Source organism: Chloroflexota bacterium (assembly GCA_034717495.1).
Lineage (GTDB): Bacteria > Chloroflexota > Anaerolineae > JAAEKA01 > JAAEKA01 > JAYELL01.
In genome coordinates, this window is sequence record JAYELL010000097.1 from 16,314 (window position 1) to 41,613 (window position 25,300).

Annotated in this window: 15 protein-coding genes; 4 read left to right on the plus strand and 11 right to left on the minus strand. The window is 59.0% G+C overall.

Translation table 11 applies throughout. The annotated features are described in order from the left end of the window. Positions 1-2,175 carry an ASKHA domain-containing protein gene (locus U9R25_17200; protein ID MEA3337636.1) on the minus strand — a complete coding sequence of 725 codons (2,175 nt, stop codon included), beginning with the start codon at positions 2,173-2,175 and terminating at the stop codon, positions 1-3. A gap of 332 nt (positions 2,176-2,507) precedes the next feature. Between U9R25_17200 and U9R25_17205 the strand changes: the two genes are divergently transcribed. Further along, a complete protein-coding gene (locus U9R25_17205; protein MEA3337637.1) occupies positions 2,508-7,856 on the plus strand; it encodes an RHS repeat-associated core domain-containing protein in 5,349 nt (1,782 codons plus the stop codon). On the opposite strand, the gene menC is transcribed toward U9R25_17205, so the two are convergent. Further along, positions 7,853-8,962 carry an o-succinylbenzoate synthase gene (gene menC, locus U9R25_17210; GenBank protein MEA3337638.1) on the minus strand — a complete coding sequence of 370 codons (1,110 nt, stop codon included), beginning with the start codon at positions 8,960-8,962 and terminating at the stop codon, positions 7,853-7,855. The genes U9R25_17205 and menC overlap by 4 nt on opposite strands. 276 nt (positions 8,963-9,238) lie before the next feature. On the opposite strand from menC, the gene U9R25_17215 reads away from it, so the two are divergent. Beyond that, a complete protein-coding gene (locus U9R25_17215; protein ID MEA3337639.1) occupies positions 9,239-11,674 on the plus strand; it encodes a M36 family metallopeptidase in 2,436 nt (811 codons plus the stop codon). Here the strand turns inward: U9R25_17215 and U9R25_17220 are convergent. From U9R25_17220 to U9R25_17235, 4 genes are all read right to left on the minus strand, one after another. After that, positions 11,671-12,081 carry a cobalamin B12-binding domain-containing protein gene (locus U9R25_17220; GenBank protein ID MEA3337640.1) on the minus strand — a complete coding sequence of 137 codons (411 nt, stop codon included), beginning with the start codon at positions 12,079-12,081 and terminating at the stop codon, positions 11,671-11,673. The genes U9R25_17215 and U9R25_17220 overlap by 4 nt on opposite strands. Before the next feature lie 117 nt (positions 12,082-12,198). Further along, positions 12,199-13,878: a methylmalonyl-CoA mutase family protein gene (locus U9R25_17225; protein ID MEA3337641.1), complete on the minus strand. Its 1,680-nt coding sequence runs from the start codon at positions 13,876-13,878 to the stop codon at positions 12,199-12,201. Between the two features lie 45 nt (positions 13,879-13,923). After that, positions 13,924-14,445, minus strand: coding sequence for a hypothetical protein (locus tag U9R25_17230; GenBank protein ID MEA3337642.1), 522 nt, complete (start codon positions 14,443-14,445; stop codon positions 13,924-13,926). A gap of 113 nt (positions 14,446-14,558) precedes the next feature. Then, the gene (locus U9R25_17235; GenBank protein ID MEA3337643.1) at positions 14,559-15,860 is read right to left on the minus strand and encodes an aconitase X catalytic domain-containing protein; all 1,302 of its coding nucleotides are present in this window, start codon (positions 15,858-15,860) and stop codon (positions 14,559-14,561) included. Positions 15,861-15,991: 131 nt separating this feature from the next. Here U9R25_17235 and U9R25_17240 point away from each other — a divergent pair, with 131 nt between their 5' ends. Next, a complete protein-coding gene (locus tag U9R25_17240; protein MEA3337644.1) occupies positions 15,992-17,296 on the plus strand; it encodes a thiolase family protein in 1,305 nt (434 codons plus the stop codon). Here U9R25_17240 and U9R25_17245 read toward each other — a convergent pair. Both U9R25_17245 and U9R25_17250 read right to left on the minus strand, forming a co-directional pair. Beyond that, the gene (locus U9R25_17245) at positions 17,293-18,045 is read right to left on the minus strand and encodes a metallophosphoesterase family protein (protein ID MEA3337645.1); all 753 of its coding nucleotides are present in this window, start codon (positions 18,043-18,045) and stop codon (positions 17,293-17,295) included. The genes U9R25_17240 and U9R25_17245 overlap by 4 nt on opposite strands. A gap of 78 nt (positions 18,046-18,123) precedes the next feature. Continuing rightward, a complete protein-coding gene (locus U9R25_17250) occupies positions 18,124-19,134 on the minus strand; it encodes a Gfo/Idh/MocA family oxidoreductase (GenBank protein ID MEA3337646.1) in 1,011 nt (336 codons plus the stop codon). 197 nt (positions 19,135-19,331) lie between these two features. Here U9R25_17250 and U9R25_17255 point away from each other — a divergent pair, with 197 nt between their 5' ends. After that, positions 19,332-20,039 (plus strand): hypothetical protein, encoded by a 708-nt coding sequence (locus U9R25_17255; GenBank protein ID MEA3337647.1) that lies wholly within the window; start codon positions 19,332-19,334, stop codon positions 20,037-20,039. A 109-nt stretch (positions 20,040-20,148) separates the two neighbouring features. Here the strand turns inward: U9R25_17255 and U9R25_17260 are convergent, their stop codons facing one another. The 3 genes from U9R25_17260 to U9R25_17270 all read right to left on the minus strand — a co-directional run bounded on the left by U9R25_17260 (position 20,149) and on the right by U9R25_17270 (position 25,236). Next, complete coding sequence (locus tag U9R25_17260) at positions 20,149-22,671, minus strand: AAA family ATPase (protein ID MEA3337648.1); 2,523 nt, start codon at positions 22,669-22,671, stop codon at positions 20,149-20,151. 235 nt (positions 22,672-22,906) lie between these two features. Beyond that, positions 22,907-24,001: a Vms1/Ankzf1 family peptidyl-tRNA hydrolase gene (locus tag U9R25_17265; protein ID MEA3337649.1), complete on the minus strand. Its 1,095-nt coding sequence runs from the start codon at positions 23,999-24,001 to the stop codon at positions 22,907-22,909. 278 nt (positions 24,002-24,279) lie between these two features. Next, positions 24,280-25,236 (minus strand): DnaJ C-terminal domain-containing protein, encoded by a 957-nt coding sequence (locus U9R25_17270; GenBank protein MEA3337650.1) that lies wholly within the window; start codon positions 25,234-25,236, stop codon positions 24,280-24,282. Between the last annotated feature and the right edge of the window lie 64 nt (positions 25,237-25,300).

The following is a 25,300-nucleotide window of genomic DNA, read 5'->3' on the forward strand; positions in this document are numbered from 1 at the left end:
TCAATCTTTCTCAGTGCGTTGCTGGCGCCTGCGCCGGCTGGCCCGCCGCGAACGCGCGCCAATCTGGTTTTTCGCTTCGCTGCCATTTGACGATGGCACGATGACCCGTTGGGCCATTGCCTCGTTCAGGATCGGATCGAGATGTGGGTGTGAATCTTTTACATGGGGCAGGTAGAGAGCAGCTACAAACTCATCCTGAAATGCAGGATCGGTCGCAGTTTGAATATGCTCGATAGTCTCAGCCAGCTGAGCTGCTTCAAGCCGCGCTGCCCTGTCCAGCAACAGGATCAAGGCACCGTCGCCGGCAGCATTTCCCACCGCTGTCACCTGTTGGAGATCGCAATCGGGTATCAAGCCCAGGACCATCGCGTGCTCTGGGCTGATGTAGGAGCCAAAGGCCCCTGCCAGCACAATACGGTCCACCTCCCGGACGCCGTAATGTTGCATGAGCAGTTTGGCACCGGCATACAGGGCTGCCTTGGCCAGTTGAATAGCCCGAACATCGTCGGCATGGATGACGATCTCACGCCCTGTGCTGGTCTCGTGAGCCCAGGCCAGCACAAAATAGGATTTCAGACCATCCTTTTTCAGCCGGGAGGTGGGCGCCTCTGCGACGAATCGCCCCGAGGGATCGATCAGTCCCGCCAGGAAAAGCTCGGCAACCCCTTCGATGGTCCCGCTGCCGCAGATTCCCGCCGGCAGGATCACCCCCTGCAGGGACGCGCCCTGCCGCCTGGCCGATAGATCAATCGCTTCAGGCCTTTGTCCGTCACCGGCTGGATTATCACCCGATTCGATCCAGTCCTCCCGGCCAATAACCTTGAAGCGCACCCCCAACGTTGCAGGGTCGATCCGCACGCGTTCGATGGCACCTGGTGCAGCCCGCATACCATGGCGAATCTGGGCGCCTTCAAAGGCGGGGCCCGTCGGCGACGAGGCCGACAGCATGCGGTCCCGGTTACCCAGGACGATCTCGCCATTGGTTCCCACATCGATCAACAGGGTAATATCCCGGCGCTCGTAGGGCTTCTCTGCAATGATTGCCGCCACATTGTCTGCACCCACATAGCCTGCTTCGATGGGAGGCACGTGAACATAGGCGCCCCGATTCACCACCAGTCCCAAGTCCCGGGCCTTGATATCCAGCGCTACCTTGATCGCAGGCGCAAAGGGAGACCCGCCCAACTCCTCGGGGCTGATGCCGAGAAAGATGTGGTGCATGACGGTATTGCCCACGACCACCATGTCGACCACGTCGGCCGCAACGATGTCGGCGGAAGCCGTCGCGTCTGCCACAAGACCGCTGAGAGCATCCACCACGGCCCGATTCAGCCGATCCAATCCATCGCCATGCTCCATGACGAAGGAAATCCGTGACATCAGGTCCTCGCCGAAGCTGATCTGGGGATTCATGGCGCTTTCGGTGGCCAGGACCTGACCCGAGCGCAGTTCGGTCAGATGGGCGACCAGCGTGGTCGTGCCCACATCGACAGCGACACCATAAGCCTGTTCATGATAACCGGATTGAACCCGGATCACCTCTTTTTCCTGCCAGACCGTGGCGGTTACCTTGCCCCTCCCTTTGCGAAGGGCAGGCTGGATCGTGGCAAGAACCACGGAATCGAACCTCAGCCCCTCCAGATCAAAGCGCTCTTCCAGTTCATCCCGCAAGCGCGCCCAGTCACTTCGTTCATCCTCCAGGCTGGCCGGGGGCAGTTCGACATAGCACAGCCGGATGGTCGGATTGACCTCAATAGCGCGCTCGGTGACATCCTTACGCACAACCTGTTTGTGGGCCCGGCTGGATTCGGGCACGGTCACGACAAGATCACCCTCAACCAGCGCTGCGCAACTGAGACGGCATCCGGGTTTGAGACCCTTGCGTTCGTGGTAATCCCGTTCCCGTTCCGATTCAGCACTCACATGATCGGGGGAAGAACGAATGTCGTAGCGGGCAAAACTGCCCTCTTCGATCTGCACCTGGCATTTACCACAGGTCTGGCGTCCACCACAGATAGACTCGATCTCGACGCCTGCCTGGCGCGCGGCAACCAGCAACGACGTACCGGCGGTCACTTCCTCCCGCCGGCCGGCAGGCTGGAACACCACTCGAAATGTTTTTTGCTCAAGGTTTTTTTGTGACACCTGAATACCTTCGGCAGAATGACTTCCCATGATTTACTCACCGGAGTTACGCACTTAAGCGGAAAATACGGGTCAAATGCCGCCCTTCGACAAGCTCAGGATGTCATTTGACCCGTTCGCGCAGTTCAACACACATGCTGATCCGGCACAACCAAAACATTGTATCAGCCGCTCCAGGGGCTGTCAAATCTCTCTGCGAATTGCAACGGCGCTGCGACTGCTCGAAACATATGCCACAAACGGCCCCGGAATCCGTTTAACCAAGAGGGGAGTTACACCGTTTCCTGCTGTCGAAGTACAGGCTTAATCCCCGAACCGTTCCCTCGGCATGAAACCCTGGACATCACCTGCTGGAGGTTGCCATGATCGTTCGAAAACACCGGCTCAACCTGATCCTTACGTTGCTCATCATCGCATCACTGCTCAGTACATCCCTCAGTCTGGCCGCCCCCGCAGGTGAAACAGCGTCCGCACCGCTGCCGGAACCTGTTTCCAGTCCCCCACCAGGAAGAAATGGGCTCGGGCTGGGCCGCGCAGAAAATGGCAACCCGGCCGATATCCCGGTCCAGATGGTGGACGGTGTCAACGTCACCAACGGCAATCTCCTGATCGGCGACATTCACTTCCAGTTCAACGGTCAGGGACCCACCTTTGCGCTGCAGCCGGTTTACAACAGCCAGGCCGATCCCGACCTCTCGCTCTACACGCCATTGGGGCGCAAGTGGACCCACAATCTCAACGATTATATTACTTTTGGTCCGGAAGGCGACCTGGCGCTGCACAAGGGCGACGGTGAGGTAATCAGCTATCCCCTCACCTGCCGGCAGGATGTGAATCGCTCTCGTGGCCAGATCGATGTGATCGATATTCAGTTGACAGCCGAACACTGGAATACCGCCCTCGGCGATCCTGGCTTCGAGGCCATCTACGATGTCGAGCCTCCGCCCGCCGGCGATGGCCAGGTGAACATCCGGGATATCCAGGTGGTGGCTGCGGCTTTCAACAGCTACTGCTACCAGGTTGATCCAGCCTACTGGCTGTGGGAGGGACCGCCGGCCGATGCCATCTACAGCGAGATCGTTGCGCTGCCCAGCGGCGATTTTGAACTTCACACCCGCGAGGGCCTGGTCAAGACCTTCTTCTCCCCGTTGATCCCAGATCCGATTGCAGGCAAACTGCAGAGCGTTCTCGACCGCAACGGCAGCGGTTATGTGCTCAATTACGCTCCAGACGGCCTTCTGATGGACGCCGGTGATACCAGCGGCAACACGTTGCAATTCTCCTACGATATGACCGTCTGCCCCATGCCGGTGATCGAGCAAGTCTCCGACCACACCGGACGCGAGGTAAACTATCTCTATGACAACAGCTCCTGCGACCTTATTTCCGTGAGCCGATACGGCGTACCCTGGCGAGACTATGCCTACCAATTTGGTACCAGCCTGTTGATGCAACAAGCCGACGCGATGGGTGCGACGACCGAATACGACTACGACGCGGACTCCCGTCTGATGACTCTGCGTCTTCCCGACACATCTCACCCCCAGGCCTACGGCTATCCGGGGCCGGGAATCACCCATGTCATGGATGCCATCGGCAGGCTGACGGAGTACCACTACAGCCCCATGAGCAAGATCCAGCAGATCGTCCAGGCTGCCACCGGTCACACTATCGCCTATGTCTACGATGGCCGCGGCAACCTGGCCCACCTGGGTGGTCCCGACGGCAACGACTACGGCTACGACGAACGAGGCAACCTGCTGCGCATCGAATCGGCCCACCCCGATCCGGCTGATCCAACCCGGCTGGAGACGCTTTTCACCTACGACGCCTGCAACCAGGTGCGAACTACCACCGATGCCATGGGCCGCACCACTGAGAATGTCTACGATCCGGCAACCTGTCACCTGGAAACCATGATCGATCCCATGGGCCACGCTACCCAGTTCGTCAACAACAGCCAGGGCCAGCCCGTGGAGATCACTGACGCCGCAGGTCGCGTGACCACCAACGTCTACGATCCTAACGGCAACCTGATCCAGACCGAGGATAATGCTGGCAACATCACCCACATGGGCTACGATCTCCTGAACCGCAGGATCGAGGAGACGGATGCCGCCGGACACCTGACCACTTTCCAATATGACGACTTCGACCGCCAGACCAGGATCATTGCGCCTCCCGGCCCGGGTCCCCGGGAGACGGTGATGGTCTATGACAACGTCGGCAACCTGGTGACTTCCGTCAATCCGGATGGAAATGCAACCGGCTACGGCTACGATGGCCGCGGCAACAAGCTCTCGGTTACCGACAGCCTGGGCAACGTCACCCGTTACGAATACGACGATCCCGACCGGCTGATGCAAGTCACAGATCCAATGGGTCGCATCACCCGCATCGACTACGATGCCCTCAACCGTCCCATCACGGTGACCGCCAACACGACGGCCCTCTTCCCACAGATTACCGAGCTGAGCTACGATGATCCAGGCCTGACCCGCCGCGTCACCAATGCCAACGGACACACGACGACCTTTGAACTCGACCGCGCCGGCCGCGTCCTGCGAGTCACCAACCCGGATGGCACAATTGCAACCCAGTACGAATACAACCTTGCAGGGGAAATGCTGTCCGTGGTGGATGCCCTGGGCCGCATCGAATCTTCCGAGTACGACGATGCCGGACGCAAAATCACTGACACCGATGCGCGCAGCTTCACCACTGGCTACGAATACGACGCCGTGGGCAATGTCATCAGCGTGAGCAACGCCCGGGGCTACATTACCCAGGTCGAATACGATCACGGCAATCGAATCACCGCCGTGCACGACCCGCTGGGTGGCGTCACCCAGATGGACTACGATGAGTTGGGTAACCTGCTCGTCGTCACCGATCCCGACAGCAACGCTACCAACTTTGGCTACGACGAGACGAGCAACCTGATCACCGTCACCAATCCATTGAACGAGATCACCCTGCTGGAGTACAGTGCTGCCGGCCAGCGGACAGCGCTTGAGTCCCCCGAGGGCCTGCGCATCGAGTTCGACCTGGATTCTCTCGGTCGCGTCCTCACAGAACGCAAACTGGGCAGCGATGGATTGCTGGCTGAGGTCAGTTTCCAATATGACGCGATGGGCAACCGTTTTGAGATGATCGACGCCAACGGATTCAACTGGAACTATGACTACGACGACTATGATCGGCTAATAGGCAGCACCGATCCCCTGGGCAACACCACCGGCTACGAGTATGACCCGCTGGGCAACCTGATGCACAAGAGTTTGCCCGACGGCACAGGTATCGCCTACAGCTACGACGACCTGAACCGCCTGGGACGCACCGACTATGCTGATGGCAGCTACGTATCTCAGCTCTACGACGCCATGGGCAACGTGGAAAAGGTCGAGTCCTTTGCAGCAGGTGGCCTGCTGGAAGCCAGCACAGACTTCGACTACAACGAACGCAACCAGGTAATCCAGGTTTCGGGTCTCATCTCTCCGACCCTCAGCTACGGTATCGATTACCACTACGACGAAGTTGGCAATCCCCACCACAAAGAGTATATCCTGCCCGACACCTCCGGGCCCATCATGGTCGAACAACTGTGGGATGAAAACAACCGCCTGGTGACCATCACCCGCACAGAGGGACTTGCCACAGCGGTAGCGGAAAAGGACTACAGCCCGGCAGGCCAACTCGTCGGGTCCAAGTTCAGCAGCGAAGCCTCCCTCTCCGCCTTTTCCTCCTACGGTCGCGACCCCGCCGGCCGGCTCCAGTCCATTCAACACTGCTGGGACCTGGCCTGCAGCACCCTGTTTTCCCAATATGACTACAGCTACGACCAGGATGGCAACCGCACGTCCGAATTGGTGACCAAAGACGGTCTCCAACACCAGATCGAATATGAATTCGATGGCCTGAACCGGCTGAGCGGCGAGAGGCGACTAGAGGCCCATCCGCCGGGATTGGTTTTTTACGACACGACTTACTCCTACGATCCGGTTGGCAACCGGATCAGCGAGACGGACGGCAACGACCTGATCACCTATGTCCACAACGCGGCCGGCCAGATAGAATTGAAGGAGATTGCCGGCGCCCTGGATGACACCATCCTCTACATACATGACGACAACGGCAACCTGGTGCACCGGGAAAGCCTGATCTTGCCTCCTCCCGCGGGTGTCCTAGAGGATCTCGAATATGACGCGGAAGGGCGCCTGGTCTCCTATTGGGAACCGGCGGTCAGTACGCCGACGGTCTACACCTACGATGGCCTGGGCAACAAGATCTATGCGCGGGATGCTATCCTGGGAGATGGCAAGGCCTATCTCTACGACGGTCCCAACGTGGTCGCCGAGTACGCGGTCGATTCGCTGGGCATCCCTTCCCTGGAGAGCACCTACCTGTTTGGCCAGGAGATCGATGAAGCGCTGGCCCGCTTCGATCCGTCGATGTTGGAACCCAGTTTCTACCTTCGGGACGCGCTGGGCTCGACACGGCAGATCATCGATCCCTTCGGGGGTGTCTGGAACGACTACGAGTACACCGCCTTTGGCGAACTTTTCGCTGAATCGGGCACGCTGCCCAACGACATCCTCTTCACAGGGCGATGGCGCGACCCGGCCAGCGACCTCTACGACTTCCGCACCCGCGTCTACGATCCCGACGACGGCCGTTTCCTGCAGAAGGATCCCATCTACGAAGGGCTCATCCTAGCCCCATGCGTTGCCTGCTGGCAGAACCCACTGGAACTGTTTGAGGTGATGCCGCTCTACGGCTACGTCGGCAACAACCCGGCCACCTACACCGATCCCACCGGCGAGCAGTGGTGGTTCTGGCGTCCCTGGTGGTGGCTCAGCGGACCGGTCGACTACGTGCCCTATGCCTGGTGGGGCTGGTGGTACAGTCCCTGGGGCTGGGCTGGCCTGCGTTGGTGGTGGTGGCGCTGGTGGTGGCCCGCCAATCCCTTCTGGGGAGGTTGGTGGTGGTGGCAGTGGCGCTGGTGGTGGGGAGGTTGGTGGCTTCCCTACTGGGGCAACGCCTGGTGGCCATGGTGGTGGGGCGGCAACTGGTGGTGGTGGCCATGGTCGATCGGATGGGGCTGGTGGTGGTACCCATGGTGGTGGGGCGGCTGGTGGTGGCCCTGGTGGTGGTTCAACTGGCGCGGCTGGTGGCACTGGCACTGGTGGTGGCCGCTCAAGTGGGCCTGGTGGTGCGGTTGGTGGTGGCGCTGGTGGTGGCCCTGGTGGTGGGGCGGCCGGTGGTGGCCCTGGTTCTGGTCCAACTGGACCGGCTGGCGACTGGGCTTCTGGCTGGGGATGGTGGCCCTGGTGGGGCGGCCGTTGCGGGTGGCCATGGTGGCGTCCCTGGCGCCCCGGGTGGTGGGGCACATGGTGGTGGGGTCCCTGGTACGGCTGGACCGGTTGGTACCGTTGGCCCAGGTGGTGGGGTGGCTTCTGGTGGCCCTGGTGGCGACACTGTCGCTGGAGTCTTTGGCCCTGGTGGTGGGGCAACTGGTGGCTCTGGCGCCCCTGGTGGCGACCCTGGCTGTGGCGTCTGTGGTGGCAGCCATGGTTCTTCCGATGGCCCAGCTGGCGCTGGTGGTGGGTGAACGGTGGTCGGAAAACAGCGGACCACGGACGGCTGACGGCGGTCAACGCTCGGCAGTCAGCGGTCCTCGGTCGGTAGAACTGCGTAACATCGATGACTAACATAATTCCAGGTGCCGCAGACGCAGCGCCTCAAGCCGCCTGACATCCACCGTGACCCCCAGTCCGGGCCCATCGGGCAGCGAGATGGTTGAGTCTCCGTTCAGTTCGAAGTTGGGTTCGGCAATATCCTCTTTGTAGTAGCGAGCCGAGGCAGAGATATCGCCCGGCAAGGTGAACGTGGGCAGGGTGGCCAGCGCAACGTTGGCCGCCCTGCCCACGTTTGTCTCCAGCATTCCCCCGCACCAGACGGGCACGCCTCGCGCCAGGCACAGGTCGTGGATCTCGATGGCTGCGCTCAGGCCGCCAACCCTTCCCACCTTGATGTTGACGTTCCGGCAGGCGCCGAGATCCAACGCCCAGCGGGCGTGCATCGGTGAATGGATGCTTTCATCGAGACAGATGGCTGTCTCGATCTGCTGCTGGAGTAGGGCATGATCGACGATATCATCGTGATGCAAAGGCTGCTCGATAAGCAGCAACTCGAACTCATCCAGAGCCCGCAGGGTTTCGATATCGTCGAGGGAGTAGGCAGAGTTGGCATCCACCTGAAGCAAGTAATCGGGCCAGCGCTCGCGCACAGCCCGCACCGGAACGATGTCCCACCCAGGTTTGATCTTCAGCTTTAGTCGCCGGTACCCCTCAGAAACAAACCCTGAAACCACCTCCAGAAGCTCCGGCACCGTTTCTTCGATACCCACGCTGACTCCCACCGGCACCCGATCGCGAACACTGCCGGGCAGCATCGTAACCAGAGGAAGGGAGTCGGCCGTTGCCAGCAGATCCCACGCGGCGTTCTCCATGGCCGAACGTGCCATGGGATGGCCTCGAACAGGCCTGAACCTGGCCACAACATCGCCAGGCGAGCGGATATCCTCGCCCAGGAGCATGGGCGCCAGGTAGTCCTCCATGACATGCCAGTTGGTATCGATGGTCTCGTAGGAGTACCAGGGGCCGCCAAAGGCCGCGCTTTCGCCCCAGCCGGTTGCTCCCTGGCTCTGCATGGAAACCAGGATACACAAGCGGGTCAGTTCCCTGCCGAAACTGGTTTCGAAGGGATGGGCCAGGGGTAGTTCAATGAGATGTAGCTGAATGCGTTCGATGATCATGGAGCGATTGAATCCTTTTCAGGTGACAGCAATTCCGCTTTGGAATCGGGATAAACCAACTGTCTCATTTGGCATTATCTCTCTGCAGGCACCTACCTTACCACATTTCAGCCCGTTTTGAGTACTCCGTGATCCTCGTTGTTCGGGATCATTCTTACTGCAAGGAACCTGGGGATGCTGCGGTCCGCGGTCAATTGCTGCGCAGCGCACTAGACAATCCGCCGGAAAAATGATAGAATCGGATTGATGGGATGGCCCGTCAAGGAGACGCAAGACGTGAGTAGCAAGCGCAAAGAACCGCAGAAATTCCTGCGTGGTATTGCCGCGGTTTCCGTGGCAATATCATTGCTCGCGCTTGTTATGCTTCTTCCAGCTTCCACGTTGGCAGCGCCGGCCACGGAACCCACCCTGAACTGCGCAGAAATCCTTTGGCACTCGCTCACCGGCACGCCGAAAACCTTGCGGAACTGCATTACCCCCAACTTATTCGAGGCCGATGCTGCCGAAACTGCAACCACCTTCTTGAAGCGCCATCGATCCCTCTTTGGCCTCCCGGTGGGGCTTCCCGACCTGGCCCTGGTGTCAGTGAAACACGGCCTCGATAGCAGCCACGTTCTCTTCCAGCAGACATACAACGATCTTCCCGTATATGGCGCCTATGTGTCCGTGCACCTCGATAAAGATGATCAGGTTCAGGTCCTGCACAATGGCTATCTCGCAGAGATTCAGGTGCCCGACGACCAGGCCTCAGTATCAGCCGTAGAAGCGGTTCAGATCGCCCGGGACGCTATCGGCTTCAACGCGCCTCGCAACGACAGCCCGGCGCCGGTGAAGGAGATTTTGCCCCGGGGACACGATCACGGCCGCCAGATATGGCGAGTGATGGTCATTGCAGCCGATCCCCAGGGGGATTGGGAAGTGCTGGTGGATGCCCTCTCGGGTGACGTCATAAAACGCTACAACCGACTCGTGTTTGCTCGCGGTCGCGTTTTCCAGTCCAGCCCTGCCCAACAGTCGGAGGCGGGTGAGCCCGATCTGCAAACGCTCCCGTTGCAGGGCCTGGACGACAGCGGCTGGCTACGCGGCGAGCATGTCGATGTCACCCAACCAGAGGGGTATATCCCGGCCCAGGCCTTCTCGGTCGACGGCGAGTTCATCTACAATCCCGATGATCCCCGCTTCGAGGAAGTGATGGTTTACTATCACATCGACTCCACGCAGCGCTATATCGAAAGCCTGGGGTACAGCGACGAACACGATCCGCCCAATGGCATTCGTGATCGTGTGACCAACGCCAGTGCCCACTGGTTCGATCTGGACCAATCCTTCTACAGCGTCAGCGACGATGCACTGCACTTTGGCGATGGCGGCGTACAGGACGCCGAGGATGCCGACCTCATCGTCCATGAATACGCCCATGCCCTTCAGCATGATCAGCTGGCTTGCTGGGGGGGCGGCGACATGGAGATCATCGGCGAGGGTTTTGGCGATTACCTGGCTGCCAGCCGCTTCGCCAGCCAGAGCGAGGACCCTGCCTGTATCGCCGAATGGGACAGTACCAGCTATGCTTCGGGCCCACCTTACTGCCTCAGGCGAGTCGATCGAAACCGCCAATACCCTGAAGGACTGTCGGGAGACACCCACACCGACGGGGAACTGTGGAGCCGGATTCTCTGGGATCTGCGCAGCCATCTGGGGTCACAGGCGGCGGACACCCTGGCGCTGGAAAGTAACTATTACCTGCCCTGCCAGGCATCGTTGGCAGATGCCGGGCGGGCGCTGCTGGATGCCGGCGTCAATCTCTTTGACGGCGCCCACCAGCTTGTCATCGAAGAGGTACTGATGTCCCGTGGTCTCCTGGCATTGCCGGCACCAACAATTGCATTGGCAACCAACGGGGACCTGATCGCCCCGCACAACCTGGTTCCCATCGCGGAAGAACCCAATCACAGCCTGCCGGCGTCTTATGAGGTCCAGTACACGCTGGAGGGCAATGCTTCCGACGACCGGCTTGACACGTTCAATGGCGGGCTCCCCGTCGATTACGACACCTTTGGCAACGAGGAATGGCTGGCCGAAAACAACTCGATCCGGCCGGGCGCCATCGGCCACAACCAGAGCAGCAACCTGACTCTTGACGTGAGCCTGACCAGGCCGGGCGAACTCAAGTTCCGCTACAGGGTGAGTTCCGAGCAGGGATGGGATAAGCTGGCATTTTTCGTTGACGATACGCTGTTGCTGGAAACCAGCGACAACGCCGTATGGAAGCGTTTCAGCACGACCCTCTCCCCCGGATCGCACCGGCTCTGGTGGCGCTATAGCAAGGATAGCACCCTGAGCAGCGGCCAGGATACCGCCTGGATTGACGATCTGAGCATCGAGAACGTACAATCGGCTGTCTGGCAGGACGCCACTTTGGTCGAAACTGCCCCGGTCGACGGCATATTGACCTGGCGGGTTCCGGAAGAAAATACCTTGGAGGGGGCGATCCGCATGCGCACCGTGGTAGACGGCTTGACCAGTCCATGGGCCACGGCCAGCGAACGGGTGTGGATCGACGAACCGACAGCGGTCGAGGTCAGCGATTTCGAAAGCCAGCCGATGCAGGCTGACTATTCCGGCTGGGGAACCACGGGGGCTCTGATTCTGCTGACTGCTCTGAGCCTGGCAGCACTGATTCTACTGACGCGGCGAGGCCATTTCACCTCTTAACCCGCCGCGGCCACGCCACAGCTTTCCTGAATGAAGGCAACAATGTCCTGGGTGCTGGTACCCGGGCCAAACACGCCGTCCACCCCCGCCTGCCGCAGTGCTTCGATATCGTCATCGGGGATGATACCCCCCACAAGAACGAGCACATCATCCATGTCATGATCGTGCAGCAGTTCGATGACGCGAGGACAGAGGGCCATGTGGGCACCCGACAGAATGCTCAGGCCCACCACATTCACATCTTCCTGAAGTGCGGCCTCTGCGATCATCTCCGGTGTTTGCCGGATTCCGGTATAGATGACCTCGAATCCGGCATCGCGAAGCGCCCGGGCAACCACTTTGGCGCCCCGGTCGTGGCCGTCCAGGCCAGGCTTGGCCACAAGCACACGGATTTTACTTTCAGCCATCGAAAAATTCCTCCATTATCCCAACCTGGACAAGCCAAGAGGAACGCTGATTACGCAGACCTCTGGCACTCTGGCAGTCCGATACTCCGATACTCTGCCATCCGCCCGCTGTTTGCCCTAAAAGTACACCGGTTCGTGGTATTCGCCAAAAGCGACGCGCAGAACGTCGCAGACCTCGCCCAGAGTAGCATAGGCCTCGACACACTCCAGGATCGGCGGCATCAGGTTGACTTCGTCCCGGGCAGCGTCGGCCAACCGGCCCAGAACCTGCTCCACCTGGTGGTTGTCCCGTTCAGCCCTGACCCGCCCAAGACGAGCCAGCTGTCGATCATAGCCATCGGGATCCATCTCCAGAAGCGGGATGGTAAAAGGTTCGTCCGTCTGGAACCGGTTTACCCCCACGATGGTACGGGCGTTCTCTTCGATCTCGCGCTGCGCGACATAGGCCGCCTGGGCAATTTCCCGCTGGAAGAACCCGGTCTCGATGGCCGGAATGACCCCCCCAAACCGGTCGATTCGCTCGAAGTAGTCGCCGGCCTCCCGCTCCAAACGATCGGTCATCGATTCGACGAAGTAGGAGCCAGCCAAGGGATCGATTGTATTCGCCACACCACTTTCGTGGGCAATGATCTGCTGGGTACGCAGCGCAATCGTCGCAGCCTGCTCCGACGGCAACGCCAGCGCTTCGTCCTTCGAATTGGTGTGTAACGACTGGGTGCCGCCCAGCACTGCGGCCAGCGCCTGGATCGCCACCCGTACGATGTTGTTTTCCGGTTGCTGGGCGGTCAGGCTCACACCGGCTGTCTGGGTATGAAAGCGCAGACGCCAACTCCGGGGATCCTTGGCGCCATATTGCACCCGCATGGCCCTCGCCCAGATCCGTCGCGCAGCCCTGTATTTGGCGATCTCCTCAAAAAAGTCGTTATGCGCGTTGAAGAAGAAGCTGAGCCGCGGAGCGAAGTCGTCCACATCCAGGCCCCGTTCAAGAGCCGCCTCCACATAGGCAAAGCCATCAGCCAGAGTAAACGCCAATTCCTGAACGGCAGTGCTGCCTGCCTCCCGGATGTGATATCCGCTGATGCTCACCGTGTTCCATAGAGGCAACTGCTCCGTACCGAATTCGATGGTGTCCACCACCAATCGCATGGACGGCTGAACCGGGAAGATATACTCCTTCTGCGCGATGTATTCCTTCAGAATATCATTCTGAATCGTGCCCCGCAGGCTGCGGCGCTCATAGCCCTGTTTCTCGGCCGCAGCGATATACATGGCCCAGATGATGGCCGCCGGCGAGTTGATGGTCATCGACGTAGTGAGCTCCTCCACAGGAATCTGGTCGAAGAGGATCTCCATATCAGCCAATGAACTGACAGCCACGCCACAGCGGCCAAACTCGCCCAATGCCTGCGGTGCGTCGCTGTCATAACCGTAAAGGGTCGGCATGTCAAAGGCAACACTCAAGCCGGTTTGGCCCTGGTCCAGCAGGTAACGAAACCGCTGATTGGTCTCCCCGGCGGTTCCAAAACCCGCGAACATGCGCTGGGTCCACAACCGTCCCCGGTACATGGAGGCATGGATGCCGCGCGTGAAGGGATATTCCCCGGGAAACCCCAGGTCCTCCAGGTAATCAAATCCGCCCAGATCGGCCGGCGTGTAGAGCCGTTCCACCGGCACCGAGGAACTGGTCTGAAACGCAGGCTGGCGCTCTGGGAATCGCTCAAGAACCGCAGCCAGTGTCGTCTTCTGCCAGCGTTGTTTTTTTTGATCGATCCTGGCCACGTCGTCGTGATCGCCCATGATCTGTGCCTCCGGAAAACCCACCAGATCAGAAACCGCTTGAGTTCACCTACGGTCTACCAACCGCCCGCTAATAAACTTGTGTAAAACACTGGCAATCAATGTTTGATACGGCAGCCCTTCCTCCAAGGCGCGCTTCTGCAGCGCCTCCAAGTCTTTGCTTGAAATCCTGATGTTCACCCGTCTATCTTTCCTAAAGGTGGCCGTGGCATATTCACTATAGGCTTTAACCTCTTCTACTACATTGCCGACTGATTGCCACTCATCCGCTTCATAGGATGCCAGCAATTCTTTTTCTTCCGCGTCCAGCTTTATTTCACTCATCTTTAGTCTGCCCTTTAAATACTTCCTCGTTGCTCTCCGGCTGGGTACGGTGGTTATCAAGAAAATTACCCGCTCACCTTCAACAAAGGGAACAAGACAGGCGTAATCATCGATATTGATGACAAAGATTTTCTGGTCTTTGTACTTTTCCTGGTTGGGATGCTCGACGATATCCAAAACGCGCCTTTTTCCAATATGAAATACGACTTCCTCAAAAGAAATATTGCGTTCAGCCTTCAACAATCGATTCTTTTCATTGTTCCAGGAAAAGTATCTCATGAACGGAATATAGCACGATGTGTGCTTTTTGGCAACAACTGTTTTGGTTTGGAGAAGATGGGCTGTGACTTGTTTTATTACGACTGCCCCTGGAACCCGTCTCCCGTCTCCGGCGCCTCGGGCCATTCGCCAGTCAGTGCTGCTTCCAGGCACTGAACCATGCTGCCAAAACGCATCTGCACCCCGCTGTGGGCAGGGGCGTAACAGGCCATCTTGCCAGCGTTGGTTGCCATGCGTTTGATACCCAAACTGCGAAGGGGGGCCACCACGCCGCAGGTATCGGCGATCACCTGTCCGCCGGCAGCCTCGATGGTGTTGACCCAGCCCGCCTCCCGCGCCCGGTCCCTGGTGATCCTGGCTGTCGTAACCCACAGCCGGGTTGACAGGGCCTGCCCATCTACCATCCCGGCAATGTGCTCGATCTCACTCAAACTGGCGTGAGGACATCCAAGTGTCACCAGGTCGATCTGGCGCAGATCAGGGTCGGCATCCATGATCCGAAATCCTGACTCAAGGCTGTTGACCACCAGCCGGCGGGCGTTTGGCCGCACCAGCGAGTCGCCCGGATCGAGGGCTTCCGGCGTGTAGCCGGCGATGTGATACAAAGCCACAGCACCATAGGCCGCCAGACCCGCACCCAGGGTCTTCAATCGATCCCCTGCTTCTCCGCCATCGGTGAGATTCCCGGGCAAGGCAGGGAGCCACTCGGCAAGATCAGCGAACCAGAGACAGCTGTTGCCCACCTGATTGCCCACAACATAGCTGAGCGCGCCGAAATCGGCGATACTCTTTACCGGAACCCTCAGCTCGACGACAACATCCGCCCGGCGCCGCTCGTCAAGGTGATAGCCATAGCGGGGCGTACGTCCGACAATGGCAGCTGCCAGCGCGGAAGGGCCGCCCTCCCGGTTGGTGCGTGCTCCAATCACCGAGTTGGCAAAGATGACCGCTGAGCTCTCCGCCCAGGCCAGATGATCGCCACGGGCCGGTGTATACTCGGGAAACAGATAAGGGGTACAGCTCAGTGTGGGTATGATGCCCATCTTCGTGAAGGCGTCGATTGCGCTGAGCTGGGGCAGTGCAAACTTGGGGTCGATCCCCATCTCCTGCCAGCGATCATACTCCATGCCCGCGGGGTTCAGGGTGGTCGCCACCCGAACGGTCGCGCCCTGGTCGGCCCACTCATTGAGAAATTCCACGCCGGCATCCCCCAGATTCTTGTAGCTTACCCCGGCGATTTGGGCATGTGTGACCGGCACCAGGTCGGGGGCATCGTAGATGCGCCCCAACGTTGCAACGATCTCCATGGCTCGTTGCACACCTGGTCCCGCCTCGCCATCCAGAAGAGCCTGTTCCTCGGCCGAAAGTACTAATGCCATATCCTGTCCTCAGTCGGTCTCAACTGTTTCGTTCGACAGTAGAAATCCTGCTGTCAGCTTTGATCCGATTCTATGGTAGAATAGATAGGCTGGCAAATCGCCACGTCTGACCTGAAACAGCGAGGTTTCACATGCACGATGCAGTGATTATTGATGCAGTTCGTACGCCGGTAGGCCGCCATGGCGGCGCGCTGGCCTCCGTTCGCCCCGACGATCTTGCCGCCATTGTCGTCGCGGCATTGGTCGAGCGTACCGGCATTGACCCCGGTCTGGTGGAAGAGGTTTACCTGGGATGCGCCAACCAGGGTGGGGAGGATAACCGCGACATTGCGCGTATGGCCCTTCTCCTGGCCGGTTTTCCCCAACATGTTGCCGGTGTGACCTTCAACCGTCTCTGTGCCAGCGGACTGACCGCCGTCAATCAGGCCGCTCGTGCCATCAAGGTGGGCGAGGGAGAGGCCTTTATCGCCGGAGGTGTCGAGTCGATGAGCAGGGCGCCCTTCGCGGTGGCGAAGGCCGAGCGTGCCTATCCCTGGGGCCACCAGACCATGTGGGACACGACCCTGGGATGGCGTTTTCCCAATCCCCGTATGGAAGCCCTCTTTCCCCTGGAACCGTTGGGCGAAACTGCCGAAAACATCTACGATTTGAGCTGCCAACCCAGGCAGGATACTTCCCAGGACTCCGGTAAAACCGGTGCCGGCGGGTCTATCAGCCGCGAGGAGCAGGATGCCTTCGCCCTGGAGAGCCACCGGCGCGCCGTGGAAGCGATTCGAACCGGTCGATTCCGGGAAGAAATCGTACCGGTCGAGGTGCCTCGACGTAAGAAACCCCCGATCATGGTCGATACCGATGAACATCCCCGCTACAAGCGCAACGAAGAGGGCGACCTGCTGCTGGATTCCAGCATGGACAAGCTTGCCCGCCTGCGGCCTGCTTTCCGCCAGGGCGGCACGGTAACCGCGGGCAACGCCAGTGGGATCAACGATGGCGCGGCGGCCCTGCTTCTGATGTCGGCCCATTCGGCTGAGGTCCAGGGCCTTCAGCCGTTGGCTCGTATCGTGGCATCGGCCGCGGCGGGGGTCGATCCCCGTACCATGGGGCTGGGGCCGGTGCCGGCTACCAGAAAGGTTCTCGAACGAGCGGGCCTGAACATGGCTGACATCGGGTTGATCGAGATCAATGAGGCCTTTGCGGTGCAGTCGCTGGCCTGCATGCGCGAACTGAGCATGGACCCGGCGATTACCAATGTCAACGGCGGGGCAGTGGCCCTGGGCCATCCGCTGGGCTGCTCCGGCGCACGTATCATGACCACGCTGCTGCACGAGATGAAACGGCGCAACGCTGAAGGAGCCGCTATTCGCTACGGCCTGGTAACCCTGTGTGTGGGCGTTGGCCAGGGTGAATCAACCATTGTAGAGTGGGTCGGTCGCTAATAGCGCGCGGCCAGCAGCCGTTTGGCGAAATGTTCACCTCGCGGCAGACCGCTCTTGCGCATGTCCTCGGCCACCATCCCGACTTCATAGTTTACGCGGTATTGGGCCACGTGCCAGCGGCCGTTTGACCAAGTCAAAACGCTGTAGGCGGCCCGGGTGTCACCGTCGCGCGGCAGTCCTACACTGGCGATGTTGACCAATAACCGGCCGCGCCATTGCCATACCGCCGGCACGTGGATGTGCCCGAAGGCCAGCACCCGAAATTCCTCGTCGCCGATCACACTGGCTAATTCCTCGTCGGTCATATCGACCGAAACCGGATCATCCAGGTTGTGGGGATTGGCGTGCACGACGAGCAAATCCTGCCCAGGCGCCGGGCCAACCCGATGCTGGAAAGGTAACCGCCGCAGAAAACCGAGGTCGGCTGAGGTAAGATGATCCAACATCCACTTGCGCTGGTGCCAAAAACGTTTGGCTCTCTTCCCGGGAGGCAAAACCTGTTCGAAGTCATCCAGAAGAAAGCGATCGCAGTTCCCCATTAAGCAGATGGCGCCTCCCGCTGTGCCGGTGGGATCCTCCCGGCACAGGTCTCGAACATGCTGCAGTACCAGCCGGGGGCGCGGTCCGGCCCAGGCCAGATCCCCCGCACAGATCGTCAGGTCGTATGGGCCGTGGCGCGCGCTGTCCCCAACCACCGCCTCCAGAGCCTGTGCGTTGCCATGAATATCTGCAAATAGCAGAATCCGCATTTCAGCCTCGTTCCTGACCTGGTATTCCGTGACCGGTAATCGGTGATCCGACCCAGAACCGCGTCGAATCACATCCGATTACCGATTGCCGACCAGCGAAGCGGGCGCCACCCAGGTACCGCTCCTGTCACTCTCAACGATCGCTTCGATCACCCTCATGTTGGCGACAGCATCCTCGATGGCGGTGGGTACATCGGTGTCATCCAGGATGGCCTGAGACATGAGGTCACCCTGAATCGTGTATTGGTTCACAACATCGAAGAGGACCTCCTCGACATCATCACCCCTCTGCACCCAAATCCGGCACGGTTTGTCCCGCGGGGCATTGAAGGGTATCTCGATTTCTACCCGGCCTTCAGTCCCGAAGATATTGACCCGCTGGTAGGGCACCAACTGAGTCGAGGTGGTGAACGTGGCGGTTCCATCTCCGAAATCCATCAGGGCTGATGCCAGACGATCGGTTTCGAACTCAGGATCGTACTCGACGACTCCGCAGACCCGCTCTGGCTCTTTGCCGAAGATGAATCGAGCAAGGGAAATAGCGTAGCAGCCGATGTCCATCAAGCCACCCCCTCCGATATCAGCCATGTTGCGTACGTTATCCGGATCATCGTTGAAGTAGGAGAAGAAGGTCTGGATCGTGCGCAGTTCACCCAGGCTTCCATCCGCCACCAGCGCCTTGGCCGCCAGCCACTGGGGATGGTGGCGATACATAAACGCCTCCATGACCTTTTGATCTGAATGAGCTTTGGCCGCGTCAACCAACAGCTGGCCCTCGTCGGCCGTCAGCGCGATGGGCTTTTCGCACAACACATGTTTGCCCGCTTCCAGCGCCTTGATTGACCATGGCACGTGCAGATGGTTGGGTAATGGGTTGTAGACCGCGTCGATGTCGGGGTCGGCCAGCATGGCCGCGTAGGAACCGTAGGCCCTGGGTACCCCTAATCTGGTCGCGGCTGCCTGGGCTTTTTCCAAATCCCGCGAAGCAATGCCCAGGACCTCGACATTTTCTGCCTGCATCATTGCGGGAATCACCTTTTCGGTGCCGATGTTGGCTGTACTCAGGATTCCCCAGCGAACCTTTGTCATTTTTTTCTCCTTATCGAACCTACCAATGCTGTATCTGCTACCCTGAATTATATGTTGCGCCTCGTTACGTGGCAAACGTCAGCCCGCAGGCCCCTCTCCCGAACTTCCAGGAAGCTCACAGGTTCCCTCAACGTAGCAATTGTGACCAACTTCAGCCCATGCCCGGGCTATGCTATAATCCGATCATGAGCAAAGAGATGAGACCAGACTCCAACACGGCTGCCTTTGAAGACTCCCAACCGGAGGCGATACTGATTGTATTTCTTGAAAGCGGGGGAAGAGTCGAGGGCGTCTCCCTTCCTCCCTGGGCAAGCCAACTGGTGGACAGCGCGACCGAAGCCTATGCCAGGCTTGCCGTCCGACTGCAGGCGCGCCGCCACTATGACCGAATCATTGTCCTGCAGCACCAACAGGCCACCGAAACCAATCTGTGGATCAATCTGCTCGATGTGGGAAATGCAATCGTTGACATCCTGATGCTGGTCCATGGGCAGACGGGGTACGCCTGTGGCTACGCAAACCGCGAGGTCGGGGCCGACTTCTTCCAGGGAATGCGTAAGCTCAAAAAAACAGGAATCGCCGGTTTTCAACTGCGCGCAGTATACCAGATGAATTGTTATGGGGAATCGCTGGCCAGGGACTGGCTATCGCTGGGTGCGCAGGCTGTCAACGGTTCGGAGGGAGTTAACTGGCTGCCCGAACCCAGCCTGAGCATCTTTCTACTCAATTGGCTCGGGGGCGAACCGTTTCAACTGGCCGTGGATCGAAGCTACGATGTGGCGCAGCGGACGCTGAGCTCTGTCTGGCGTCCAAAACGAAACAACTCGGGCCAGCGACAGGTCCATCCCAAGATCGCATCAAGCCGCATGCATGTGTTGGGAGACGGCGACTTGACAATCAGCTGACATTCGCATCTGCCCCTTGCAGGATGCTCACTGCGCATGGGGAACGACAACGACCGCGACGGGAAACCTCAGCAGGCACGTCGACGCGGTCGGTAGCTTCTTAGTTTTTCTAACCGGATTTTTCGTTATTCGCCCGAACGGGTAGCTCTACAGCAATCGGCTCTGCGGGCCGTTTTTCGAACGCCAGGCGCTGTTCCCCTTCGTTCTCTTCATCGTCCACGACCGTCACCTCGACCGTGTCACCGGTCTGGAATTCACCCTTAAGCAGTTGTTTGCTCAAGGGCGACTCCACGTAACGCTGCAGAGCCCTGCGCAGCGGTCGGGCACCGAACTGGGAATCATAGCCCTTTTCGGCCAACCAGTCCCGAGCTTCATCGGTCAACTCAATGGTCAACCCCTGATCTTCCAGACGCTGGCCGATCTCCACCATCTGCAGGTCGACGATCTCCCGTACATCACTCTGGCTCAACGTATGGAAGATGATGATCTCGTCGATACGGTTCAGGAATTCCGGACGGAAGGTCTCCTTGAGACCACGTTCGATCTGCTGGTGAAGCTTGCGATCGTCCGCGTCCAGACCATCATCAGCGCTGCTGCTGAAGCCGAGCGCGCCGCCCTGTTTGGCATAGACCGTACCGATGTTGCTGGTCATGATAATGACTGTATTGCGAAAATCGACCACATGGCCCTGCCCATCGGTGAGACGTCCATCCTCCATGATCTGGAGCAACGTGTTCCACACCTCTGGATGGGCTTTTTCGATCTCGTCGAACAGGATTACCCGGAAAGGTCGACGCCTGACGGCCTCGCTCAACTGCCCCCCCTCCTCGTAGCCCACATAACCAGGAGGTGCGCCCATCAGACGGCTTGCGGTGTGGCGTTCCCGGTATTCACTCATATCGATACGCAACAGGGCGTCCTCGTCGTCGAACAGGAATTCCGCCAGCGCTTTGGCAAGTTCCGTCTTTCCAACGCCACTGGTGCCCAGAAAGACAAAGGAGCCAATGGGACGCTTCGGATCCTTCAGACCCGAACGGGCACGTCGCAAGGCATCAGCCAGAACAGCGATAGCCTCTTTCTGGCCAACGATGCGGTTCGCCAGCTCCTCCTCCATCCGAAGCAGCTTCTGAGCCTCCTCCTCCATCAAGCTGGTGACGGGAATACCAGTCCACGAGGCTACCACCTCGGCGATATCATCTTCGTCGACAACCTCGTCCAGGCCTGTCTCGCCATGCCAGGCCGTGCGAGCCATCTCATAATCCTGCTCCAACTTGATCCTGTCTACTTTGAAAGAGGCCGCTCGTTCGTAATCACGGGCAGCCCAGGCTGCCTCCTCCTCAAAAGAAAGTTTGGCAACCTTGCCCTTCAGTTCCTTCAGGCTATCGGGCATGGTGTATAGTGCCACCCGAAGCTTGGCAGCCGCTTCGTCGATCAAATCGATGGCCTTGTCAGGCAGTTTTCGCCCGGTAACGTAACGTTGCGACAATCGCGCCGCCGCAACCAACGCCAGATCGGTGTAGGTAACCTTGTGGTGCGCCTCGTAGCGGTCCCGAACGCCCACAAGAATTTCAATCGTCTCGTCGACGGTAGGTTCCTCCACGAAAATTGGCGCGAACCGGCGTTCCAGCGCAGAATCCTTTTCGATGAAGCGCCGGTATTCATCCAGCGTCGTCGCGCCGACGCAACGCAACTCACCGCGAGCGAGGGCAGGCTTGAGCATATTGCTGGCGTCGATCGCGCCTGACGCTGCACCGGCACCGACGACCGTATGCAGCTCGTCGATAAACAGGATGATCTCTCCCTCCGATTGCTGAATCTCTTCCAGGGTGGTCTTTAGCCGTTCCTCGAATTCGCCCCGGAATCGAGTACCGGCAACCATGGCGCCGAGATCCAGACTGACCACCGTTTTGCCCATGAGGGTTTCCGGAACATCGTCGTCGGCCACCTTCTGGGCCAGGCCTTCCACGATGGCTGTCTTGCCCACGCCAGCCTCGCCGATCAGCACTGGATTGTTTTTGGTGCGCCGGCTAAGCACCTGAATGACACGGAGAATCTCGGCATCCCGCCCGATCACCGGATCGAGTTTAGCCTCCCGGGCAAGCTGGGTAAGATCCCGGCTATATTTCTCCAACGTTCGGAACTTAGTCTCGGCTGCCGGATCGGTTACCCGTTGACCGCCCCGCATTTCCTCGATAGCGTGTTGGATGCGCTCTTTGGTCACGCCGGCATCCCGCAGAAAATTGGCAGCGGGCGTATTGCGCTCACTGGCAACACCCAGAAACAGGTGTTCCGTGGAGATATAGTCATCCTTGAGTTTACTGGCCTCCTCGTTTGCCACATCGATAACCCGCTTCAGGCGCGGTGTGATAAACACCTGGGATACCTGACCCGCGGGGGAGCCCGGGGCAGTCTTGGGCGCATTCTGCAGATGTTCATCCAGTTTGCCGCGGATCACGGGAGCCGGCGCGTTGAGCTGTTCAAGAATCTGGGTCGTCAAGCCATCCGGCTGCTCCAGCATTGCCAGGAACAGATGTTCCGTGTCGACCTGGCTATGTTGATAGCGTTGCAGGATCTCATAGGCTCGCATGGCCACATCCTGCGCCCGCTCTGTAAATCTATCAAAACGCATCATACTAAAATACCTCGTCCTTCTTGCTGCGATCGGTTTTTATCATTTTATCATGTTTTTTCTGAGACCGCGTGCCCCCGATTACGAAAACCGCGTGATCTAACACAAGTCTAACACAAGGTCCCCACCTGATCAGGTGCAACGCACTTGGTCCACAGAACCGAGCCGACTCGGTTTGAAACCCAACCGGATGATCCCCTGGATCCTGCTGAGAACGTGCGTTGCACCTCATTGCAACTCAGTAGCGCAACAGCGCTCCAACCGAGCCAATCTCTTTCAACCGTTCATTGTCATTGATAACCGTCAAGTCGATGCCCTGGGCGATGGCCCAACGGACCAGACTGTCCGCGGCATCGGGCAACACCCGCAGGTCTTTACCACACAGCGGGCAGCTGGGCATATCTTCAGCGCCCACGTAACCACAGTTGTCGCAACGATAGGCCGGCGCCGTAAATTCGTCATCCAGCAGCAAATGATGGGCGCGTCCGGCATAAACAGCCAACAGTGTATTGGTCAAACCGAGGGCCGCCGGGCCTCCTTTTGCTGCCGTTGTAATCAACTCATCTACCAATTCGTCCTTACGGGCCTCAGCCACTTCCCTGATCAAACCCATCGACTTTTCGCCGATCTCAGCAGCGTTTTCCGTCATGTCGGCGCTGATGGTACCCACCACAACCTGCTGGACGGCCTTCGGCAGCAGCGCGGCAAACTGGGCCACGTTGCTTTCGGTGCCTGCCAGAACAAGTCGCTTCACCTGACCATTCCTTACAAAGCCGGCGGTCATTTCGGCAGCTTCCTTCCAGTTGCGATAGGCAGCAGCATCCTCGTGTCGTTGGTAACGTGCAGCTGCCCAGCCGCCCTGTTTGTGGCGTTTTATGTCCTCGCCGGTAATGCCGCTGACCCCTTCCAACTCACCCATGAAGAACAGAAACATGTGCGCCCCCTCCTGTTCCACCAGCAATACACCATAACGGGCAAATGTATCCAGTGCGTCGCTGAGTGGTTTCAGATAGGGGCGGTACCCAGCAAAGGCGGTATCCTGCACAGGCACCATCAACGGATAGGCCTGCCAAAGCTCTTCCGAGACACAGCTAAAACAAGCCAGGCCACGGCTCTGCCGATCATATTCCTGCTCGACGAACTGCTCCAGGCGATTCACATCCTCCCGGGTCGCCTGTCCATTCACTGAGTTGAGAAGATGGCGAAGTGCCAACCTGTATTCATCCGTGGTCCGCGTGCGCGGATCCACATCCAGGTAAAGGCTGACAACGGGCGCTTCCCGGCGCTTGGCCTGAAACCCCACCAATTCCTGCAATGCTGCCTGATCGATCATGGTGAAACCTCCTGAATTGACCAGCAGGCTCTCGCCTGCTGGCTGGGGAAAATGGATACAGGTCCTGTCGGTCCGCGCCGGACAAAGTCTGACCTGCTCCGGTTTCGATAGGCGGAGAAACCAAATCTATTTACGCTCGTCACTGTGCTGCAACTTCTGGCACCGATCAGCGACCCTTGCGCCGAAGGTCTGCGTAATCAGCATTCCTCTGGCTTGTCCAGGTCATGAATCGGGATAAAACAGGGGAATCATTTCGCTTGCTGCCGTCGCAATGGCATTTAGCAAGTTGATTGATCCTCATTCCTTAGCTGCGCCAGTTCCTGAAAGAGTCTTTCTTCCCGATCGGACAAGGTTTTCGGTAGTTGCACCCGAACCCTGGCAAGCAGGTTGCCCCGTTGATCGGGGTTTCGCAGAACCGGCATTCCCTGGCCGCGCAACCGAAATACCCGGCCTGATTGCGTGCCAGCCGGAATCTGTAATGTCGCCTGGCCCGTCAGGGTCGGCACCTGGACCTCACCACCTAACACCGCCGTATACAGGTCCACGGGGACGTCACAGTGCAGAATGCTGTGTTCTCGTTTGAAAACAGTATGGGGCCGCACCTGGACGACCAGATAAAGGTCCCCCGCAGAGGCCCCGCCGCTACCCCGGTTGCCTTCACCTGCCACTCGAACCCGCGAACCTGAACGCACACCGCGCGGAATCTTGACCTCGAGGCGCCTGTTATCCACCGCGATCAGGCGTTGGGTACCGTTGAACGCCTCCTCCAGGGTAATTTCCACCGGGTGCTCCACATCGCGGCCCCGCTGGGCACGCGTCTGATACTGGGCGCCCGGTGGGAACGGACTGCTGCCTGCCCCGCCAAAAATCGACTGGAAAAAATCAGAAAAACCACCGTCTCCAAACAGGTCATTCAGGTCGACATCGCCATAGCCGACGCCCGATCCTGGTTGTCCGGTTGTCCACTGGCTCCAATCGAAGCCCGACGGATTCCGTCCGCTGCGTTGATACGCCTGCCAATTGGCACCCAACCGGTCGTACTTGCTGCGCTTGCCGGAATCGCTCAACACCTCATAGGCCTCGTTGACCTCCTTGAAGCGTTCTTCAGCCTGCTGGTTCCCCGGGTTCACATCCGGGTGGTATCGACGCGCCAGCCTGCGGTAAGCTCTTTTTATCTCCTTCTCATCAGCCTTTTTGTTGACGCCCAAAATCCTGTAATAATCTCTATAATCCATTCCCGGTCCTTTGTCCTTTTTCTCCTCCGCTCTTTTTACTTATCCCCATTGCAAACTGTGCGCA

Excerpts from the sequence above, each read along its gene's own strand:
- U9R25_17200 (MEA3337636.1), bottom strand. The coding sequence starts at position 2,175 with ATGGGAAGTCATTCTGCCGAAGGTATTCAGGTGTCACAAAAAAACCTT.
- U9R25_17205 (MEA3337637.1), top strand. The coding sequence starts at position 2,508 with ATGATCGTTCGAAAACACCGGCTCAACCTGATCCTTACGTTGCTCATC.
- menC (MEA3337638.1), bottom strand. The coding sequence starts at position 8,962 with ATGATCATCGAACGCATTCAGCTACATCTCATTGAACTACCCCTGGCC.
- U9R25_17220 (MEA3337640.1), bottom strand. The coding sequence starts at position 12,081 with ATGGCTGAAAGTAAAATCCGTGTGCTTGTGGCCAAGCCTGGCCTGGAC.
- U9R25_17225 (MEA3337641.1), bottom strand. The coding sequence starts at position 13,878 with ATGGGCGATCACGACGACGTGGCCAGGATCGATCAAAAAAAACAACGC.
- U9R25_17235 (MEA3337643.1), bottom strand. The coding sequence starts at position 15,860 with ATGGCATTAGTACTTTCGGCCGAGGAACAGGCTCTTCTGGATGGCGAG.
- U9R25_17240 (MEA3337644.1), top strand. The coding sequence starts at position 15,992 with ATGCACGATGCAGTGATTATTGATGCAGTTCGTACGCCGGTAGGCCGC.
- U9R25_17245 (MEA3337645.1), bottom strand. The coding sequence starts at position 18,045 with ATGCGGATTCTGCTATTTGCAGATATTCATGGCAACGCACAGGCTCTG.
- U9R25_17250 (MEA3337646.1), bottom strand. The coding sequence starts at position 19,134 with ATGACAAAGGTTCGCTGGGGAATCCTGAGTACAGCCAACATCGGCACC.
- U9R25_17255 (MEA3337647.1), top strand. The coding sequence starts at position 19,332 with ATGAGACCAGACTCCAACACGGCTGCCTTTGAAGACTCCCAACCGGAG.
- U9R25_17260 (MEA3337648.1), bottom strand. The coding sequence starts at position 22,671 with ATGATGCGTTTTGATAGATTTACAGAGCGGGCGCAGGATGTGGCCATG.
- U9R25_17265 (MEA3337649.1), bottom strand. The coding sequence starts at position 24,001 with ATGATCGATCAGGCAGCATTGCAGGAATTGGTGGGGTTTCAGGCCAAG.
- U9R25_17270 (MEA3337650.1), bottom strand. The coding sequence starts at position 25,236 with ATGGATTATAGAGATTATTACAGGATTTTGGGCGTCAACAAAAAGGCT.